At 67.2% G+C, this 17,992-nt stretch carries 19 protein-coding genes; 4 read left to right on the forward strand and 15 right to left on the reverse strand.

What is annotated here, in order from left to right:
• Positions 1–26: 26 nt before the first annotated feature.
• Positions 27–1,916, reverse strand: coding sequence for a DNA primase (gene dnaG, locus Q0627_RS06070; protein WP_298808381.1), 1,890 nt, complete (start codon positions 1,914–1,916; stop codon positions 27–29).
• Between the two features lie 110 nt (positions 1,917–2,026).
• On the opposite strand from dnaG, the gene Q0627_RS06075 reads away from it, so the two are divergent.
• Both Q0627_RS06075 and Q0627_RS06080 read left to right on the forward strand, forming a co-directional pair.
• Positions 2,027–4,315, forward strand: coding sequence for a glycoside hydrolase family 3 C-terminal domain-containing protein (locus Q0627_RS06075; RefSeq protein WP_291016688.1), 2,289 nt, complete (start codon positions 2,027–2,029; stop codon positions 4,313–4,315).
• An 82-nt stretch (positions 4,316–4,397) separates the two neighbouring features.
• Positions 4,398–4,985, forward strand: a complete 588-nt coding sequence (locus Q0627_RS06080; protein WP_291016691.1) for a hypothetical protein — start codon at positions 4,398–4,400, stop codon at positions 4,983–4,985.
• Positions 4,986–5,003: 18 nt separating this feature from the next.
• Here the strand turns inward: Q0627_RS06080 and Q0627_RS06085 are convergent, their stop codons facing one another.
• From Q0627_RS06085 to Q0627_RS06095, 3 genes are all read right to left on the reverse strand, one after another.
• Positions 5,004–6,305: a deoxyguanosinetriphosphate triphosphohydrolase gene (locus Q0627_RS06085; RefSeq protein ID WP_291016693.1), complete on the reverse strand. Its 1,302-nt coding sequence runs from the start codon at positions 6,303–6,305 to the stop codon at positions 5,004–5,006.
• A gap of 50 nt (positions 6,306–6,355) precedes the next feature.
• Positions 6,356–6,859: a cold shock domain-containing protein gene (locus tag Q0627_RS06090; protein ID WP_291016696.1), complete on the reverse strand. Its 504-nt coding sequence runs from the start codon at positions 6,857–6,859 to the stop codon at positions 6,356–6,358.
• A gap of 159 nt (positions 6,860–7,018) precedes the next feature.
• Positions 7,019–8,410, reverse strand: a complete 1,392-nt coding sequence (locus Q0627_RS06095; RefSeq protein ID WP_291016699.1) for a glycine--tRNA ligase — start codon at positions 8,408–8,410, stop codon at positions 7,019–7,021.
• Positions 8,411–8,560: 150 nt separating this feature from the next.
• Between Q0627_RS06095 and Q0627_RS06100 the strand changes: the two genes are divergently transcribed.
• Both Q0627_RS06100 and Q0627_RS06105 read left to right on the forward strand, forming a co-directional pair.
• Positions 8,561–8,920 carry a metalloregulator ArsR/SmtB family transcription factor gene (locus Q0627_RS06100; protein WP_291016702.1) on the forward strand — a complete coding sequence of 120 codons (360 nt, stop codon included), beginning with the start codon at positions 8,561–8,563 and terminating at the stop codon, positions 8,918–8,920.
• Positions 8,917–9,339 (forward strand): Fur family transcriptional regulator, encoded by a 423-nt coding sequence (locus Q0627_RS06105; RefSeq protein WP_291016704.1) that lies wholly within the window; start codon positions 8,917–8,919, stop codon positions 9,337–9,339. The genes Q0627_RS06100 and Q0627_RS06105 overlap by 4 nt, the downstream gene beginning before the upstream one ends.
• 50 nt (positions 9,340–9,389) lie before the next feature.
• Here Q0627_RS06105 and Q0627_RS06110 read toward each other — a convergent pair whose 3' ends face one another.
• From Q0627_RS06110 to Q0627_RS06160, 11 genes are all read right to left on the reverse strand, one after another.
• Positions 9,390–9,791 carry a hypothetical protein gene (locus Q0627_RS06110; protein WP_291016706.1) on the reverse strand — a complete coding sequence of 134 codons (402 nt, stop codon included), beginning with the start codon at positions 9,789–9,791 and terminating at the stop codon, positions 9,390–9,392.
• Positions 9,788–10,591, reverse strand: coding sequence for an isoprenyl transferase (locus Q0627_RS06115; RefSeq protein WP_291016740.1), 804 nt, complete (start codon positions 10,589–10,591; stop codon positions 9,788–9,790). Before Q0627_RS06115 ends, Q0627_RS06110 begins: the two co-directional genes overlap by 4 nt.
• A 94-nt stretch (positions 10,592–10,685) precedes the next feature.
• A complete protein-coding gene (gene recO / locus Q0627_RS06120) occupies positions 10,686–11,447 on the reverse strand; it encodes a DNA repair protein RecO (protein WP_291016709.1) in 762 nt (253 codons plus the stop codon).
• Between the two features lie 3 nt (positions 11,448–11,450).
• A complete protein-coding gene (era, locus tag Q0627_RS06125) occupies positions 11,451–12,380 on the reverse strand; it encodes a GTPase Era (RefSeq protein WP_291016710.1) in 930 nt (309 codons plus the stop codon).
• Positions 12,377–12,712, reverse strand: a complete 336-nt coding sequence (locus Q0627_RS06130; RefSeq protein ID WP_291016712.1) for a cytidine deaminase — start codon at positions 12,710–12,712, stop codon at positions 12,377–12,379. Before Q0627_RS06130 ends, era begins: the two co-directional genes overlap by 4 nt.
• The gene (locus tag Q0627_RS06135; RefSeq protein ID WP_291016743.1) at positions 12,709–14,064 is read right to left on the reverse strand and encodes a hemolysin family protein; all 1,356 of its coding nucleotides are present in this window, start codon (positions 14,062–14,064) and stop codon (positions 12,709–12,711) included. Before Q0627_RS06135 ends, Q0627_RS06130 begins: the two co-directional genes overlap by 4 nt.
• 44 nt (positions 14,065–14,108) lie before the next feature.
• Positions 14,109–14,687: an rRNA maturation RNase YbeY gene (ybeY, locus tag Q0627_RS06140; RefSeq protein ID WP_291016714.1), complete on the reverse strand. Its 579-nt coding sequence runs from the start codon at positions 14,685–14,687 to the stop codon at positions 14,109–14,111.
• Positions 14,684–15,730 carry a PhoH family protein gene (locus Q0627_RS06145; RefSeq protein WP_298808400.1) on the reverse strand — a complete coding sequence of 349 codons (1,047 nt, stop codon included), beginning with the start codon at positions 15,728–15,730 and terminating at the stop codon, positions 14,684–14,686. Before Q0627_RS06145 ends, ybeY begins: the two co-directional genes overlap by 4 nt.
• Before the next feature lie 88 nt (positions 15,731–15,818).
• The gene (locus tag Q0627_RS06150) at positions 15,819–16,610 is read right to left on the reverse strand and encodes an alpha/beta hydrolase (protein WP_291016746.1); all 792 of its coding nucleotides are present in this window, start codon (positions 16,608–16,610) and stop codon (positions 15,819–15,821) included.
• A complete protein-coding gene (locus tag Q0627_RS06155; RefSeq protein ID WP_291016718.1) occupies positions 16,607–17,356 on the reverse strand; it encodes a 16S rRNA (uracil(1498)-N(3))-methyltransferase in 750 nt (249 codons plus the stop codon). Before Q0627_RS06155 ends, Q0627_RS06150 begins: the two co-directional genes overlap by 4 nt.
• 4 nt (positions 17,357–17,360) lie before the next feature.
• Positions 17,361–17,992 (reverse strand): DnaJ C-terminal domain-containing protein (locus tag Q0627_RS06160; RefSeq protein WP_298808406.1); only part of this gene is annotated, 632 nt, incomplete at its 5' end.

The following is a 17,992-nucleotide window of genomic DNA, read 5'->3' on the forward strand; positions in this document are numbered from 1 at the left end:
GCCGCCCGCCACGCACGGGCGGCGGTTCAGTCCTGTTCCAGGAGGCTGCGGCGGTAGGACTCCAGGGCGACGAGGTCACCGAACACCGCGTTGTAGCCGTCCGGATCGTCGCCCGGTGCCATCCGCCGCAGCCGTGACTTGATATCGGCGATCTGGGCGCCCACCCACACTTCCTGCAGCCGCGCGAGCACGCTGGCGATGTACCGCGGGATCCCCGACTCCTCGACCGCCATCGATTCCACGGCCAGCTCGGTCACCAACGACGCCACCGCAGGGTCGTCGATGCGGTGGGTGACGGTGCCGGTCCACTGCACGCCACTGAGTCCGGCCGCGCAACCGCCCGATTCTGCGATCGCCGCGCGGATCCGCTCGTAGGAGGGGTCGGTAAAGCAGTCCTCGGGTAGTGAATCGAAGATGGTTCCCGCAATGCCGGGGTATTGCAGCGCGGCCTTGAGGCCTTCGCGCTGCGGCCAGAGCTTCGGGTCGTCCGGTCGCGGCATCACGCTCATCGGCATCGTGGCCTGTTCGGGACCGGGCGCTCGTCCGCGGACCCCCGACCGGTCCTTACGCCCGCCCGGCGCACCGCGCTTGGCGCTCTCCTGACGAACCCTGCGCAGGACCTGGGCGACGTCGTCCCAGCCCACCCAGCCCGACAACTGGCGGGCGTACTCGTCACGCAGACTGACGTCCTTGATGCGTGCCACCACCGGCACGGCGTCGCGCAGTGCGTGTACCCGGCCCTCGGCGGTGTCCAGGTCGTGCGCCGACAGCAGCGCCTTGATGGCGAACGCGAACATCGGCACCCGCCGCGCGATCAGGTCGCGGACGGCTCCGTCGCCGCTGCGCTGACGCAACTCGCACGGATCCGTCCCGTCGGGGGCGATGGCCACGAACGTCTGTCCCGAGATACTCTGTTCCCCTTCAAATGCCTTGAGCGCAGCCGCTTTTCCCGCGTCATCGCCGTCGAAGGTGTAGATGACCTCGCCGCGGAAGTACGAGTCGTCCATCATCAGCCGCCGGATCAGCGCGAGGTGTTCCTCACCGAACGCGGTGCCGCAGGAGGCGACCGCGGTGGTCACTCCCGCCAGATGCATCGCCATCACATCGGTGTAACCCTCGACGATCACCACCTGATGGCCTTTGGCGATGTTCTTCTTGGCGTGGTCGAGCCCGAACAACACCTGAGACTTCTTGTACAGCATGGTTTCCGGCGTGTTCATGTACTTGCCGAGGTTGTCGTCGTCGAACAATTTGCGGGCACCGAAGCCGATTACGTCGCCGCCGAGATTGCGGATCGGCCAGAGCAGACGGCGCCGGAATCTGTCGACCGGACCTTTGCGCCCTTCGGTCGAGAGCCCCGCGTCCTTGAGCTCGTTGAATGTAAAACCCTGCGACAGCAACGCTTTCGTCATCGTGTCCCAGCCGTCGGGGGCATAGCCACACCCGAAGCTCGCTGCCGCGACGCCATCGAAGTCACGCTCGGTCAGGTAGTCCCGCGCCTTCTGCGCAGCCGGGGTCCGCAACTGTTCGGCATAGAACTTCTGCGCCGCGGTGTTCGCGGCCACCAGCCGGGCCCGCGTACCCCGGTTGACCGCGATGGCGGTGCCGCCGCCCTCATAGTTGATGCGGTAACCGACCCTGTCGGCCATCTGTTCCACGGCCTCCACGAACGTGATGTGCTCCTGCTTCTGCAGGAAAGAGAAGACATCACCGCCCTCGCCGCAGCCGAAGCAGTGAAACAACCCGCGGCCCGGCCGCACATGAAAAGACGGAGACTTCTCGTCGTGAAACGGGCACAGCCCCTTCATCGAGTCGGCACCGGCGCGCCGCAATGCCACATAGTCGCCGACGATCTCCTCGATGTGTGTCCGCTCACGGATCGCGGCGATATCACGATCGGGGATTCGTCCAGGCACGCCGCCCATTGTAGGACCCGGCCCCCGAGCCGCGATCGTGTCCCGGATCCGGTGATCTACCGGCACCCAACCCGACCCACCGGACCATGCCACACGCTACGGTCGTACGCGTGTCCGATAACACCCCGAACGCCGCCGATCTCACCGTCGAACAACAGGCCCAGCTGACCAGCGGGCAGGACTTCTGGACCACCAAGCCGGTGGCCGGTGTCCCGTCCATCATGCTGACCGACGGCCCGCACGGACTACGCAAGCAGGAAGGCGCCAGCGACCATCTCGGCGTCTCCGGCAGCGTGCCCGCCACCTGCTTTCCACCGGCGGTCGCCCTGGCCCAGACATGGAACCCGGACCTGGCGCGCCGGGCCGGTAACGCCATCGCCGACGAGGCCCGCACGCAAGGGGTGTCGGTTGTCCTCGGCCCCGGCATCAACCTCAAACGCTCTCCCCTCGGCGGCCGCAACTTCGAGTACTTCTCCGAGGACCCGCTGCTCACCGGACATATGGCCGCAGCCTTCGTCGACGGCGTGCAGACCCGCGGCGTGGGTACCTCGCTCAAGCATTTCGCCGCCAACAATCAAGAGGCCGACCGCATGCGGGTCAGCGCCGACATCGATGAACGCAGCCTGCACGAGTTGTACCTGCGCGCCTTCCGGCACGTGGTGCGCACCGCAGCGCCCTGGACGGTGATGTGCTCGTACAACAAGATCAACGGCGTCTACGCGTTCGAGAACCGCGAACTGCTGACCACGATCCTGCGCGAGGACTGGGGTTTCGACGGCCTGGTGGTCAGCGACTGGGGTGCGGTCGCCGACCGGGTGAGTGCCGTCGCCGCCGGACTCGACCTGACGATGCCGTTCGGTGGCGAACCCGGCGACGCGAAGGTCGCCGCCGCGGTGGCCGATGGCACGCTGGCGGCCGGCGACCTGCTGGTCTCCGCGGGCCGCGTGATCGACTTGGCGGTCAAGGCCCGCGACGCAGCCGCGGCCATACCCGATTCCGGCGCCGTCGATCTCGATGCCCACCACCGCCTGGCCCGGGAGATCGCTGCGCAGGCCGTGGTGTTGCTGCGCAACGACGGCGACCTGCTCCCGCTCGGCCCGGACGACGGCATTGCCGTCATCGGCGCGCTGGCCGCCGAACCCCGCTACCAGGGCGGTGGATCGTCGCATGTGAACGCCACCCGCGTCGACGCACCGATCGATGCTATTCGTGCCCGTGCCGGCCGCGAGGTCCCGTTCGCACCCGGCTACACCACCGGTCCGGATGCCGCACCGCTGCTGGCCGACGAGGCGATCGCCCTTGCCGAATCGGCCGACACCGTGGTCCTGTTCCTCGGACTCGGCGAGGGTCAGGAGTCCGAAGGATTCGACCGCACCACCATCGACCTGCCCGCCGACCAGATCGCGCTGGCTGTGCGGGTGCTCGCGGCAAATCCGCGCACCGTCGTCGTCCTGTGTCACGGTGGTGCGCTGCACGTCTCGGTGATCGATGCACCCGCGGTCCTCGATGCCGCGCTCCTCGGGCAGGCGATCGGTACGGGCCTGGCCGACGTGCTGTTCGGCGACATCAATCCTTCGGGCCGACTGACCGAAACCCTGCCCCGCCGTATCGAGGACACCCCGGCGTACCTGCACTTCCCCGGCGAACACGGCCACGTCGTCTACGGCGAAGGACTGTTCATCGGCTACCGCTGGTACGACGCCCGCGCCCTCGACGTCACCTACCCGTTCGGACACGGGCTCTCCTACACAACGTTCGACTACGACAATCTGGCCGTCGAATCCGGGACCGACGGAATCCGGGTCACGTTGCGGCTCACCAACTCCGGTGCCCGCGACGGCCGTGAGATCGTGCAGGTGTACCTGGGTGCCGCCACGTCGTCGGTGTCGCGGCCGCCGCGCGAGCTGAAGGGTTTCGCCAATGTCGGTGTGGCGGCGGGCGAGTCGGTACCGGTGTCGGTGTTCATCCCGCGCGACGATATCGCGTACTGGGACACCAGAGTTCACCGGTTGGTGGTCGAATCAGGTTCGTACACCGTGCATGTCGGATCGTCGAGCCGCGATATCCGGCTCTCCGCGGCCGTCGACGTCACCGGCGACGTGGTGCGGGTACCGCTTACGCTGCAGTCCACCATCGGCGAGGTGATGGCCGATCCCGCGGCGGCCGAAGGCATCAAGCCGATCACCGACGCCATGTTCGGTGTCACCGGCGGAGCGGATGCCGCAAATGAGGGCGAGGATCAGTCGGGTGCCGCTCTCGGCGTCGATATGGCCAAGATGATGTCGTCGGTACCCATCGGACGACTCGTGGACTTCTCCGGCGGGCTGCTACCGGGCGAGTATCTGCAGGCCATCCTCGATCAGGCCAACGACACCGACCAGGCTCACGACACCGATTAGTCCGGCGGCACCATCATCGGTGACATCATTCAGGCGAATGACACTCGTGTTGCGCCGGGCGATTCAGGCATATACCGGATGTATGAGCAACACGCGACTGGTGATCGCCCTCGGAACCGCAACCGCACTGCTGATGGCCGGTTGTGACAGCGCAGACGGCGGGGACTTGAATGGTTCGCCGGTAGGCTCGACGCAGCCTACCGGCGCCATCGTCTTGGCCGCGGGACCGACTCCGGCGAAGGTGGTCCCGGCGTCCCGGCCTGCTTCCAATAGAGCTGCGCTGACCGTGACGGGCGTGCGCTTCGGTCACCACGCCGGATTCGACCGCGTCGTCTTCGACCTCGCGGGCAAAGGTACACCCGGCTGGTACGCGTCCTACACGAAGAATCCGAAGAGCCCGAGCAGCGGCAAACCGGTAAGCATCCACGGCCGCAGCATCCTGGAGGTACAGCTCACCGGACTCGGCTATCCAGCGGACACCGGCGTCAAGCCCTATTCGGGGCCCAACCCGATCGCGGGCGTCCACCAGGTCCGGCAGGTGTATCTGACCAGCGTATTCGAGGGCCAGGCGACCGGCTTCGTCGGCATCGACGGACACAACCCCGCCGTCCGGATCAGCTCGCTGACCAAACCGATCCGGGTTGTCGTCGACATCTCGCACACGCGGTAGTCGACAGCTCACCCGCGATCAACCCAAGTGCGCCTGGGCGCCCGAGTTCTGCTTGTCGGTGCGCTCCAGCCGACTCTCGGTCATGGAGGCGATCTGGTCGACGATCACTCGCATCCGCGCGGTGTCGTTCTCGGCCGCCTCCCACATCGGGACCAGGATCGGGTCGAGACCACCGGGCGCGGCGGCCGTGAGCCATTCGGCCACCCGGTGGATCCGCTCGCGCTGGCGCGCCTGATTGGCACGATGGCGCTCATTGGAGAAGATGTAGCGCAGCGCAAGGGTTTTCAGCGTCGCCACCTCGGCTGCGACCAGCGGGTCGACGACGAGGTCGGCGTCGTAGCGGCTCACCGGCCGCCTGTCCACCGCGGCCCGGGTGCCTTCGATGGCCGCCGACGCGAACCGGCCGATCAGTTCGCTCGTGAGCCGCTTGAGCGCAACAGAGGCGTCGAGGGTGCCGTCGAATGCGCCGGCGGCCTTGACGATGTCCATCTTCGACAGCCGCTCCGATGCGTCGATGAGGGCGTTCTCGTCGAGTCCGTCGAACTCCATCATCCCGATCTCGGCGAGGGCACGCCGATCACTCGGATCGGCCAGCGTCCGCAGGTCGATGCGGTTGGCGATCACCCCGTCCTCAAGGTCGTGGACCGAGTAGGCGACGTCGTCGGACCAGTCCATCACCTGCGCTTCAAGGCACTTCTTGTCGCCGGGCGCGTCGCGGCGAATCCAGTCGAGGATGTGCTTGTCGTCGTCGTAGGCACCGAACTTGACCTTGGGCGGGCGCCGGGTCCACGGATACTTCAGCGTGGCGTCGAGCGAGGCCCGGGTGAGGTTGAGGCCGGCGCTGGAACCGTCGGCGTACACGATCTTCGGTTCGAGCCTGCTCAGGATCCGCAGGTTCTGCGCGTTGCCCTCGAATCCGCCGTGGTCGGCGGCGAACGTGTTCAGTGCGCGTTCGCCGTTGTGTCCGTACGGCGGATGCCCGATGTCGTGGGCGAGGCCGGCGAGTTCTACGAGGTCGGGTTCGCAGCCGAGGCCGATCGCGATGCCCCGGCCGATCTGCCCGACCTCCAGCGAGTGGGTGAGCCGCGTCCTGGGTGTGTCGCCCTCCCGTGGTCCGACCACCTGGGATTTGTCGGCGAGGCGACGCAGCGCGGCACAGTGCAGGACTCGGGCACGATCGCGCGCGTAGTCGCTGCGGTGGTCGGTGCGGGTACCCGGAAGGCTTGCCACCTTGGCCGCCTCCGGGACGATCCGTTCGACGGCTTCCTCACCGTAGAAGGCGGTTGCCGGGGCGCCGGGCGCGAGAGCCGGATTAACCATGCCCCCAGTATCCATGGCCGCGTTCACGCCCGGCCGGGTGTCCCCTGCGGTCAGTCGTTCACCCAGCCGCGCGCAACCGCGAAGTCGGTCATCCGGCGGCGGATCGCCACGATCTGCGCGGCGGTCAGGTCGTCGGCCGAATCAAGGAGCAGTTCGGTGATCTCCTCGGAGAAGGCGGCGGCGTCGAGCGCACCCGGCCCGCCACGACCACGTCGCGGTCCCCTGTCGTGTCCGCGGTCATGGCCCCTGTCGTGTCCGCGATCGTGGTTGCGGTCATTGCCGCGATGACCACCACCGTCCCGATCCTCGCGACGATGGGCGCGGGCACCCGCACCGTCGTCGGCGGCCGGTTCGGTCACCGCCACGTTGGTGGCCTTGGACCCGCGGTCGGTGTCCTCGACGTCGAACGACACCTTGGCGCCGGGCTTGAGCAGACCTTCATCGATGTCGATGTCGTTGATGTGCAGGAACACATCGGCACCGCCCGAGTCGGGCGCGAGGAACCCGAATCCCCGGTTCGCGTCGTAATGGACAACCTTGCCGCTCTCGGCCATAACTCACTCACTCTCACTGCGTCGCGGGCACCATGGACCCCTTGTCCCCCGCAACACCTGCATCAGGAACAGGAAATTGCTGGGTCAACTATGACAGAACACGGCTGGTCACGGCGACTCAACGATCCACAAGGACAGTCGCCGGGCAGCCGCGCGGGCTCACGCTCCGACGAGCTTGCCACCGAGGTACTCGACGACCTTGTCGAGGGCAACGCGCTCCTGGCTCATGGTGTCGCGCTCGCGGACGGTGACGGCCTGATCATCGAGGGTGTCGAAGTCGACGGTCACGCAGAACGGTGTGCCGATCTCGTCCTGGCGGCGGTAACGCTTGCCGATGCCCTGCGCGTCGTCGAATTCGACGTTCCAGTGCTTGCGCAGTTCGGCGGCCAGATCACGGGCCTTGGGCGAGAGCTTTTCGTTGCGCGAGAGCGGCAGGACCGCGGCCTTGATCGGTGCGAGGCGCCGATCGAGCTTGAGCACGGTGCGGGTGTCGGTGCCGCCCTTGGCGTTGGGCACCTCCTCCTCCACCAACGCGTCGCACAGGAAGGCCATCAGCGAACGCGTCAGGCCGGCCGCCGGCTCGATAACGTACGGCGTGTACCGATCACCCGAAGCCTGGTCGAAGAACGACAGGTCCTCGCCGGAATGCTCGGAATGGGTGGACAGATCGAAGTCGGTGCGGTTGGCAACCCCTTCGAGCTCGCCCCACGGATTGCCCGCGAAACCGAACTTGTACTCGACGTCGACGGTCCGCTTGGCGTAGTGCGACAGCTTTTCCTTCGGATGTTCGAACAACCGCAGATTCTCGGGATCGATACCGAGTTCGACGTACCAGTTGAGACGCTGGTCGATCCAGTACTGATGCCATTGTTCGTCGTCGCCGGGTTTGACGAAGAATTCCATCTCCATCTGCTCGAACTCGCGGGTGCGGAAGATGAAGTTGCCCGGGGTGATCTCGTTGCGGAAACTCTTGCCGATCTGGGCGATTCCGAACGGAGGCTTCTTGCGGGCGGTGGTCATCACGTTCTTGAAATTGACGAAGATGCCCTGCGCGGTCTCGGGCCGCAGGTAGTGCAGACCCTCTTCGGTCTCGATCGGGCCGAGGTAGGTCTTGAGCATCATGTTGAAGTCGCGTGGCTCGGTCCATTGCCCCTTGTTGCCGCAGTCGGGACACACGATCTCCGACATCGGCACCGACTCCGGATCATCGATGCCCTTCTTCTCGGCGTACGCCTCCTGCAGATGATCCTGCCGGTGCCGCTTGTGACAACTCAGGCATTCGACGAGCGGATCGTTGAACACCGCGACATGCCCGGAGGCCACCCACACCTGGCGCGGCAGGATCACCGACGAATCCAGGCCGACGACGTCCTCGCGGCCGGTCACCATCGACCGCCACCACTGCCGCTTGATGTTCTCCTTGATCTCCACCCCCAGCGGGCCGTAGTCCCAGGCAGAGCGTGTTCCGCCGTAGATCTCACCGCACGGGTACACCAGGCCCCGGCGTTTGGCGAGATTGACGACGGCATCGACTTTCGACTGCGGGGCCACGGTTAACTGATCTCCGATGAGTAGTGGGTTGAACGGCAACCCATACAGGGTACCGCCCGATTCTCCGGCCCCCACCTGCGCCGTCCCGGATGAAAACCATTTCCTTTAAACTGGTCGCAGCCCAGCCCGAGCAGCCCGGAAGGATAGGCGATGAGCACTGCGGCAACCCCGGACGACCTGCCCGCACGCGAGGCGGCGAGTGAACTGCTGCGCGCTCTGGCATCGCCCACCCGGATCGGGATCGTGCTGTCCCTTCGGACCGGGTTCAAATGCGTGCACGAACTGGTCGGCGAACTCGGACTCAGCCAGCCCCTGGTCAGCCAGCACCTGCGGGTCCTCAAGGACGCCGGTGTGGTCCGCGGCCGGCGCAACGGCCGCGAGATCATGTACGAACTCGTCGACGATCACGTCGCCCACATCGTCACCGACGCCCTCATCCACGCATCCGAACCGCATGACACTCCCGACGGTGCGACCGGGCAGACCGCGAGCGTTCGGACCCACGAGTGAGCGCTCCCGACGACACCAAATCGGGCCCGGTCACCGGTGTCCGCTCCACCCGCCAGCGGGCCGCGATCGCCGACGCCCTCGCCGCCTCCGACGACTTCCTGTCCGCGCAGGAACTGCACGACCAGCTCAAGCGGCGCGGCGAATCGATCGGCCTGACCACCGTCTACCGGAATCTGCAGGCACTGAGCCAGAGCGGACAGATCGACGCGCTGTGGGACGGATCGGGTGAGACCCGCTATCGACACTGCTCGGCAGGCCACCACCATCACCTGGTGTGCCGATCCTGCGGCACCACCGTCGAACTGCAGGCCGAACCCGTCGAGGAGTGGGCCGCGCGGGTGGCCGCCGAGCACGGGTTCACCGGCATCAACCACACGGTCGAGGTGTTCGGCCACTGTACCTCTTGCACTCAACAGTGAGGGCCTCTTGCACTCAACAGTGAGGGCCTCTTGCGGCGAACGGTAGATCCCTAACCCAACGTCTCGCCGAGGTCCGCACCCGAGGACAACACGATGTGCAGCAAGGTCAGCAACGCGTCGTCGTCGAGAGTCCCGGCCGGGAACGTGTAATACAGCAGGACATCGGTGATGGGTTTGTCGAAGTCGGAGCGCCGCAACGACCCGAAACCGAGTCGTGCATCGGCCGTTTCGACCATGTCCCGCAGCGCCTCGGAGTTGGTGACCCGGTCGGCTACCAGCTGAATCACGCTCACGACGTCCAGGCCCGGTGCGAGCGAAAGCGCCCGCAGCGATGCCCGGGTGCCGCCTACTGTCAGCACCACCGACTCGTCGTCGGCGCTCACCACATCGCCGAGTTGCCCGACGATCCCGGCGATCCGGTTCATCAGATCCGCTGCCTCCGGGCCGGTCATTTCTTCACACCCCCGAAACGACGGTCGCGTTCGGCGTACTCCAGGCATGCGGCCCACAGGTCGCGCCGGTCGAAGTCGGGAAACAGCTTCTCCTGGTACACCATTTCGGCGTACGCCGACTGCCACAGCAGGAAGTTGGAGATCCGCTGCTCCCCGGACGGCCGCAGGAACAGGTCGACATCCGGCATGTCGGGCTCGTCGAGATATTTTGCGAACGATGCCTCGGTGATCCGTTCCGGATCGATCTCGCCGCGCGCCGCACGCCGGGCGATTTCCCTTGCCGCATCAGCAATTTCAGCGCGCCCACCGTAGTTGACGCACATCGTCAGCGTCATCACGGTGTTGTCCTTGGTCAGTTCCTCGGCCACCTCGAGCTCGCGGATGACGCTGCGCCACAACCGAGGCCGGCGCCCGGCCCACCGCACCCGCACGCCCATCTCGTTCATCTCGTCGCGGCGGCGGCGGATCACGTCCCGGTTGAAGCCCATCAGGAACTTCACCTCGTCCGGGCTGCGCGACCAGTTCTCCGTCGAGAAGGCGTACGCCGACAGCCATCCCACCCCCAACTCGATACAGCCGCACACCGCATCCATGAGCACGGCCTCGCCGCGTTTGTGCCCTTCGGTGCGCGGCAATCCGCGGTCCTGGGCCCAGCGGCCGTTACCGTCCATGACGAGCGCGACATGCCGGGGCACGAACTCGGCCGGGATCGCCGGCGCGACGGCACCGCTCGGATGTGGATCGGGCGGACGAACCTGTGTGACGGGCCCGGCCACCCGCCGACCCGGACGCAACGCCATCTCCATCGGCTCCTCTCGGTGTGCACCCGTCACAAACCCCACCAATAGCCGTCACAATCGCAATTATTGACGTGCCGACCCGTATCGGTGGGGTTTAGGACGGCTCAGCGCCCACACTATGCGGCGCCGACCGTTCGATCAGCGGCAGGGTTCGCAGCTGCCGCTCCAGATGCCACTGCAGGTGCGCGGCGGTCAGTCCGCTCGCCTGACGGCTCACCGAGTCGCTCACCGAGTCGATTGCCCCCCATTCGCCCCGGTACAGCGCGTCCATCAGCTCCAGCACACCGGGCGACGGTGTCGCGGCGCCTGGCGGACGGCACAGTACGCAGACCGCCCCACCGGCGGCGACGTGAAAGGCCCGGTGCGGTCCCGGACGCCCACACCGGGCGCACTCACTGAGCGATGGCATCCAGCCGGCGTACGACATCGCCCGCAGCAGAAATGCGTCGAGGATCAGTTCGCGCGGCCGCCGGTCCTCGGCCAGCGCCGTCAGCGCTCCCACCGTCAGCTGGTGCAACCGGGCGGCCGGGGCACGCTCCTCACCGGCAAGCCGTTCGGCGGTCTCGACGATAGCGCAGCCCGTCGTGTACCGGCCGTAGTCGGCGGCGATCACGTCGCAGAACGCGTGCAACGTGTGCGCCTGGGTGATGGTGTCCAGATTGCGTCCCGGGTACAGGTGCAGATCCACGTGCGCGAACGGTTCCAGACGCGCCCCGAACTTGGACCGGGTCCGCCGCACCCCCTTGGCGACGGCCCGGACCAGTCCGTGTTCGCGGGTGAGCATCGTGATGATGAGGTCGGCCTCCCCCAGCTTGTGCCGGCGCAGGACCACCGCTTCATCCCGGTAGATCCGCACGGGTCAGAATCCCATGCGCCGCAGCTGTTTGGGGTCGCGTTGCCAGTCCTTGGCCACCTTGACGTGCAGGTCCAGGTACACCTTGGTGCCCAGCAGCTTTTCGATCTGCGTCCGTGCGGCCGTGCCCACTTCTTTGAGCCGGGCACCCTTCTTGCCGATGATGATGCCCTTCTGGCTGTCGCGTTCGACGTACAGGATCGCGTGCACGTCCACCATCGGCGGTTGATCGTCGCGGCGGTCCTCCCGGTCGATGACCTCTTCGATCACCACGGCCAGCGAGTGCGGCAGTTCATCACGCACCCCCTCGAGCGCGGCCTCGCGGATGAACTCGGCCATCAGGACCTGTTCGGGTTCGTCGGTCAGTTCGCCATCGGGGTAGAACGCGGGCCCGGGTTCGACGAGGGAGACCAGCAGATCGGCGAGCACGTCGAGCTGTTTGCCCGACTTCGCCGACACCGGTACCACCTCGCTGTCGGGGCCGAGCAGGTCGGCCAACGCGATGAGCTGCGCGCCGACCCTGTCGGGAGTGACTCGGTCGATCTTGGTGACCACGCCGAGAACCGTTGTGCGCGGAGCCATCTCACGGACCTGTTTGACGATCCAGCGGTCGCCGGGACCGATCGGCTCATCGGCGGGGATGCACACCCCGATCACGTCGACCTCCGAATAGGTGTCGCGCACAAGATCATTGAGGCGCTGACCGAGCAACGTGCGCGGCCGGTGCAGGCCGGGTGTGTCCACGAGGATGAGTTGGGCGTCGTCGCGGTTGACGATGCCGCGGATCGTGTGCCGCGTGGTCTGCGGCCGGTTCGACGTGATGGCGATCTTCTCACCGACGAGCGCGTTGGTGAGCGTGGACTTGCCGGTGTTGGGCCTGCCGACGAAACAGATGAAGCCGGAACGGAACTCCCCCGTCGTCGTCTTGCCGCTCATCGGGCCACAACCTTCGACACGACGGCCCCCTTCAGATCGGTGATCAGCGTGTACGCGCCGCGACTGATCTCGGCGACGAGGTCCAGCCCCGGATCGTCGTCCGCACCGCCGACGATCACGGCGGCCTCGAACGACTGCGCACCGCTCGACAGCGCCGTCGCCGCCGCCACCTGCAACGCGGTGAGTGTGAGCGCGGACGTCGCCACGGGCGCACCGGCGTAGGTCCGGCCGTCGCCGTCACGCACCGCGGCGCCCGAAGTGGTCTCGGCGCGCGCCAGCGCACCCCGGGCGAGCACGATCAGTTTGTCGTCCTCCGGGACGGGTGCACTCATCGAGATTCCTTGCTGTGAGATTCCTTCGCGGAAGGATGGCCGTCACCGGAATCGGCGCCCTCACCGTGATCGCCGACCTCTTCGGGAAGCCGCACCCGCCGCACGAGAACCGTAGTGATCCGTTGTCTTCCTTGATGATTCGGGCCACCCTCAGCAATGAGCAGCAGACCTTCAGCCTCCACCTCCGCGCCGGGTAGCGGCACCCGCCCGAGCCGCAGACCGACCAGGCCACCGACGGTCTCCACCTCGTCGTCATCGATGTCGAGGTCGAACAACTCGCCGAGATCCTCGACGGGCAGACGCGCCGACACCCGGTAAACGCCGTCACCGAGTTCCTCGACCGGAGCCACCTCGTCGGTGTCGTACTCGTCGGTGATCTCACCGACGATCTCCTCCAGCACGTCCTCGATGGTGACCAGGCCCGCGATGCCGCCGTACTCGTCCACCAGCAGCGCCATGTGGTTGCGGGTGCGCTGCATGTCGGCGAGCACCTTGTCCAGCGGTTTGGAGTCCGGGATGAACTCGGCGGGCCGCATCAGCTCGGACACCGGCATGGTGGACGCCGGAACGAACTGATCGCCCGGGCGCACACTCATCGGACCGTCACCGGCACCGAGCGCATGCGCGACGACGTCCTTCAGATAGAGCACACCCAGAATGTCGTCCGGATTCTCCCCGATCACCGGTATGCGTGAATGTCCTGATCGCACAGCGAGATTCGCGGCCTGCGTAATCGTCTTGTCGGCCTCGATCCAAATCATCTCCGGACGCGGCACCATCACCTCACGCGCGTTGGTGTCACCGAGATCGAACACCGACTGGATCATCTTGCGTTCACCGGCCGCCACCACCCCGCTCGCCTCGGCCAGGTCGACCACCTCACGCAACTCCACCTCCGTCGCGAAGGGACCGTTGCGGAAGCCCTTGCCCGGAGTAAGCGCGTTACCGACCAGGATCAGCAGCCGAGTGATCGGCGTGAACAGCACACCGAGAATCTGCAATAGAAACGCCGACGCGAGCGACAACGAGTAGGCGTGCTGGCGGCCCAACGTCCGCGGACCCACCCCGACGGCCACGTACGAGATGACCGCCATCGCGGCCACCGTCACCAGCAGGCCCCAGCCGACGCCCAGACCCGAATCGGTGAGCACCACCGCGATCAGGGCAATGGCGGTGGTTTCGCACGCCACGCGCAGCAGGACGGCCAGACCCACATAGACACCACGGGCTTCGAGAATCTTCTCCAGCCGCGCTGCGCCCGCCCGCCTGTCCTTGACCAGGTCCTCGACCCGGGCGGCGGAGACTGTCGACACCGCGGCGTCGATCGCGGCGAACAATCCCCCCACACCCATGGCGACCACCGCGGCGACGACCAGCCACAGGTCGTGGGGAGTCTTCACCGCGCGTCCTCGCCGCCGGGTACCGGACCGGAGCCGACGCCCGCGCCACCGGTGAACCCGATGTTGTCGAGCAACCGGTCGTCCTTCGCGGACTGCCGGGCACGCTGTGCGACTCGATGTCGCTCGGCATAGAACTCATCGATGATCTTGGCCTGCAGACCGAACATCTCGCGTTCCTCGTCGGGTTCGGCGTGGTCGTAGCCCAGCAGGTGCAGCACGCCGTGGACAGTGAGCACGGACAATTCGTGCTCGAACGAGTGCCTGGCCTCCTTGGCCTGCCGCGCCGCGAACTCCGGACACAGTACGATGTCGCCGAGCAGCGCCGGACCCGGCTCGGAACTGTCCGGCCTGCTGCCGGGCACGAGTTCGTCCATCGGGAAGCTCATCACGTCGGTGGGTCCGGGCAGGTCCATCCACTGCACGTGCATGTCGGCCATCGTGTCCAGGTCCACGCACAGCACCGACAGTTCGGCGGCCGGGTTGACGTCGAGGGCGGCGATCGCGAACCGGGCCGCGTCCAGGATCAGCTGATCGGGGACCTCGACCCCTGATTCATTGGCGAATTCGATGGTCATGAGCGCCGTCCTTGGGCCGTGGCGCGCCGCTCGGCGCGGTTGCCCGACAGTTGCGACTCGGCCCGACCGTAGGCGTCGACGATATCGGCGACCAGCCGGTGCCGCACGACGTCGGCGCTGGTGAGTTGCGCGAAATGGATGTCGTCGATGCCGTCGAGGATGCGGGTGGCCGCGGCCAGCCCGCTCTGCGACGCCCCCGGCAGGTCGACCTGGCTGATGTCGCCGGTGACGACGATCTTGGAACCGAATCCGAGCCGGGTCAGAAACATCTTCATCTGCTCGCCGGTGGTGTTCTGCGCCTCGTCGAGGATGATGAACGAATCGTTGAGGGTGCGCCCGCGCATGAACGCCAGCGGGGCCACCTCGATCACTCCGGCCTCCATCAGTTTGGGGATGTTCTCCGGGTCCATCATGTCGTGCAGCGCGTCGTACAGCGGCCGCAGATAGGGGTCGATCTTCTCGCTGAGGGTGCCTGGCAGGAAACCGAGACGTTCGCCGGCCTCGACGGCGGGCCGGGTCAGGATGATGCGGGTGACCTCTTTGGACTGCAGCGCCTGCACGGCCTTGGCCATCGCCAGGTAAGTCTTGCCGGTACCGGCCGGGCCCAGCCCGAACACGATGGTGTGTTTGTCGATGGCGTCGACGTAGTGCTTCTGATTGAGCGTCTTGGGGCGGATCGTCTTGCCGCGCCGAGACAGGATGTCGAGCGAGAGCACCTCGGCGGGCGAATCACCGGTGTTCTGCGACAGCATCGACACGCTGCTGCGCACCAGGTCCGGGGTCAGCGGGGTGCCGCGGCGAACCAGGTCGAGCAGTTCGGTCAGCACCCGCTCGGAACCGGCCACATCCTCGGGAGCCCCGCTGAGCGTCACCCGGTTGCCGCGCACATGGATGTCGGCGGGCAGCAGCTTCTCGAGTGCGCGGAGGTTCGCATCGTTGGTACCGAGCAGTGCGAAAACCACGTCGGGAGCTATTTCGGTGGTTGACGTGACCGCAGACGGCCGACCGGTGCGTCCGGACGAATCGGGGTTGTCGTCACTCACGTACTGAATCACTCCTTGAACTACACGGCATCGGTGAAGGCCAGTCTAACCCGCATCGACGGACAACCCGGACTCGATATCGGCGCGCTCAGATACCGAGCACACGGGCGGTTTCGCGGTTCGCGCGGCTGCGCGGGTCGCAGAACGCACTGTGCCCCTCGTCCGGCACCTCCACCAGTTCGGCGGACTGCCCGCGCTCGGTCATCCGGTCCACATAGCGGCGACTCACGATCGGCGGAATCGTCGTGTCGTCGGCGGCGTGGATGGCCACCACATGCGCGTCGAACGGTTCCTGCGCCCACGGCGACGCCTCTCGGTACAGGTGCGGCGCCTCCTCGTAGGGCCTGCCGACGAGGGCGAGCACCGACTCGCTGCCGCTGCGGGCCGCGGCCTCCAGGTTCAGCGCGGCCGACTGGGCGACGACGGTACTGATCGTGGTGTTCCGGGTCCGGGCGCGAAGCTGCGCCGTCGACCACACCGCGAGCTGACCACCCGCCGAGTGCCCCACCACCGCGACCTGCGACCAGTCGACACGGCCGGCCACCAGTGGGTCGAGGGCCTCGGGCACCAGGTCATCGAGGGCCTTGATCGCGGCGACGGCATCGCGTCCGGTGCCCGGCCAGCCACCGCCCGGCTCGCCCACGCGCCGGTATTCGATGCTCCACACCAGGGCCCCGAGTTCGGCGTACTGCCGGGCGATCGCGGACTGGATCGTCAGCGAGAATTCGGCGGACCAGTATCCGCCGTGGATCAGCACGATGGGGCGCATGCGCCGCTCGTCTGCGCCGGTTCCGGCGGCGTGGTAGATGTGTCCGAAGTTCGACGGCGAGTCACCGTAGGCCACCTTCACCCGGTTGACCGGTACCCGCTGGGCGTTCATCGGGACCATCGCTGGGTCATGACACCGATCGCGCCGAGTGCGACTGCGGCGGCGGTGGCCGTGCGCAGCACCTCGGGGCCGAGCTGAACGGCGGTCGCGCCGAGCGCCGTCAGATCGGCCAGCTCGTTGTCGTCGATGCCGCCTTCAGGCCCGATGACCAGCACGATCTCCTTCGCATCCGCGAGCGGCAGCGTCGCAAAGCCGGTGCCCGCCTCCTCGTGCAGCACCGCGACAACCCCGCCGGCGGCCATCGCGGCGGCGCACCGGAACCGCACATCGGTGGTGCCGGCCAAAGCCGTGATCTCCGGAACCCACGCCCGGCGCGCCTGCTTGGCAGCCGCCTCGGCGGCCTGCTCCCACTTCCGGATGCCCTTGTCGGACTTGCCGGTCCAACGGGACACGCACCGGGCGGCCTGCCACGGCACGATGCGGTCGGCGCCGGCCTGGGTGGCCAGGTCGACGGCCAGTTCGGACCGTTCGGCCTTGGGCAGGGCCTGCACCACGGTCACCGCCGGACGCGGCCGGTCGGTGAAGGTGAACGTACGGACCTTCGCCCGCAATTTGTCCTTGCCGGCGACCTCGGTGACCTCGCAGTCCGCGACCGATCCGCGGCCGTCGCCGATGCGGATGATCTCGCCGGGGCGTACCCGCACCACGGTCACGGCATGCCTGCCCTCGGGCCCGCTCACCAGCACCTCCGCACCCGCCGACGGCACCGACTCCACCCAGAACAGTGGTGCGCCCATCAGGTCAGCGGGTCGCGAACGCGTTGCGCAGGCGTGAGAAGAACCCGCCCGGTGCCGTGGCCACCGATGCGTCGACAACGGCCGGGCCGGTGGCACTGAGCGCCTGAAAATCGCGCAGCGCCACAGTCTGGGCCGCATCGAGCTTGGTGGGCACCACCACGTCCAGGTGTGCGTGCAGCATGCCCCGGACCCCGGTGTTCAGATGCGGCATACCCTGCCCGCGCACCTTGATCACGTGGCCGGGCTGGGTGCCCTGCGGGATGGTGATCGTCACCGGATCACCCAGGATCGACTCGACGGTCACCTCACCGCCGAGCGCGGCGTCGGCGATCGGGACGGTGATGGTGCAGTGCAGGTCGTCCTTGTCACGGACGAACACGTCGTGACGCTTCTCGGCGATCTCGACGTACAGGTCGCCGGCAGGACCGCCACCGGGCCCGACCTCACCCTGGCCGCTGAGCCGCACCTGCATCCCGGCCTCGACACCCGCCGGGATCTTGACGGTCATCGTGCGCCGTGACTTGACGCGCCCATCGCCGCCGCACTTGCCGCACGGATCGGAGATCACCTCGCCCACGCCATGGCAGGTGGGGCATTCGCGCACGGTCATCACCTGACCGAGGAACGAACGCTGCA

This window comes from uncultured Gordonia sp., from assembly GCF_937858515.1.
Taxonomy (GTDB): domain Bacteria; phylum Actinomycetota; class Actinomycetes; order Mycobacteriales; family Mycobacteriaceae; genus Gordonia.

What these genes read in the sequence shown, in the direction of transcription:
- Q0627_RS06080 (WP_291016691.1), top strand. Translation starts at nt 4,398, where the DNA reads ATGAGCAACACGCGACTGGTGATCGCCCTCGGAACCGCAACCGCACTG.
- Q0627_RS06085 (WP_291016693.1), bottom strand. Translation starts at nt 6,305, where the DNA reads ATGGTTAATCCGGCTCTCGCGCCCGGCGCCCCGGCAACCGCCTTCTAC.
- Q0627_RS06090 (WP_291016696.1), bottom strand. Translation starts at nt 6,859, where the DNA reads ATGGCCGAGAGCGGCAAGGTTGTCCATTACGACGCGAACCGGGGATTC.
- Q0627_RS06100 (WP_291016702.1), top strand. Translation starts at nt 8,561, where the DNA reads ATGAGCACTGCGGCAACCCCGGACGACCTGCCCGCACGCGAGGCGGCG.
- Q0627_RS06110 (WP_291016706.1), bottom strand. Translation starts at nt 9,791, where the DNA reads ATGACCGGCCCGGAGGCAGCGGATCTGATGAACCGGATCGCCGGGATC.
- Q0627_RS06115 (WP_291016740.1), bottom strand. Translation starts at nt 10,591, where the DNA reads ATGGCGTTGCGTCCGGGTCGGCGGGTGGCCGGGCCCGTCACACAGGTT.
- era (WP_291016710.1), bottom strand. Translation starts at nt 12,380, where the DNA reads ATGAGCGGCAAGACGACGACGGGGGAGTTCCGTTCCGGCTTCATCTGT.
- Q0627_RS06130 (WP_291016712.1), bottom strand. Translation starts at nt 12,712, where the DNA reads ATGAGTGCACCCGTCCCGGAGGACGACAAACTGATCGTGCTCGCCCGG.
- Q0627_RS06135 (WP_291016743.1), bottom strand. Translation starts at nt 14,064, where the DNA reads ATGGGTGTGGGGGGATTGTTCGCCGCGATCGACGCCGCGGTGTCGACA.
- ybeY (WP_291016714.1), bottom strand. Translation starts at nt 14,687, where the DNA reads ATGACCATCGAATTCGCCAATGAATCAGGGGTCGAGGTCCCCGATCAG.
- Q0627_RS06150 (WP_291016746.1), bottom strand. Translation starts at nt 16,610, where the DNA reads ATGAACGCCCAGCGGGTACCGGTCAACCGGGTGAAGGTGGCCTACGGT.
- Q0627_RS06155 (WP_291016718.1), bottom strand. Translation starts at nt 17,356, where the DNA reads ATGGGCGCACCACTGTTCTGGGTGGAGTCGGTGCCGTCGGCGGGTGCG.